Genomic DNA, 590 nt, shown 5'->3' with positions numbered 1-590 from the left:
GCCCCTCTCCGCTTAGGAACGCGACCACATAGGCCTTTTCTGCATCAGTCATGCCTGGATGCTGGTGGTAGTAGTCAATGGCTTCTCTTGCATCGAGCAGTAGGGGTAGGTTGTTCATTCAGGACACCTTTTAGTCACATGACTATATCGAGGCTTATTCTACCCCCTATTTTAGTCACATGACTACTTACTGACATTTCGGCCCCCATCGCCGCCGATTTTTCTTGATTATAGGTTTGAATCTATATAGGATTGCACCTATATTAAGTAAGGAGAAATCATGTGGGTCATCGAGACAACCGACACCTTTGATGAGTGGTTCGATGCTCTGGATGATACCGATAGAGCAAACGTGCTGGCTTCGATGATGGTGCTGCGAGATAGAGGCCCCATGCTGTCGAGGCCATACGCGGATACTGTTAACGGTTCATCCTACAGCAACATGAAAGAGCTTCGGGTCCAAAGCAAAGGAGATCCTATCAGAGCGTTCTTTGCGTTCGATCCAAAGCGTAAGGGGATTCTTCTCTGCGCCGGTAACAAGACCGGGGACGAGAAAAGGTTTTATGAAGTAATGATCCCAATTGCAGACC

1 protein-coding gene is annotated in these 590 nt (G+C 48.0%); it reads left to right on the top strand.

The window, feature by feature from the left end:
* Positions 1-280 precede the first annotated feature (280 nt).
* Positions 281-590: type II toxin-antitoxin system RelE/ParE family toxin (locus tag R8N47_RS26795; protein WP_318186311.1), on the top strand; the 310-nt coding region annotated here is incomplete at its 3' end.

Source organism: Vibrio sp. 2132-1, from assembly GCF_033344315.1.
The sequence above is the reverse complement of the archived record's forward strand: the minus strand, read 5'-3'. Positions and strand labels throughout refer to the sequence as shown.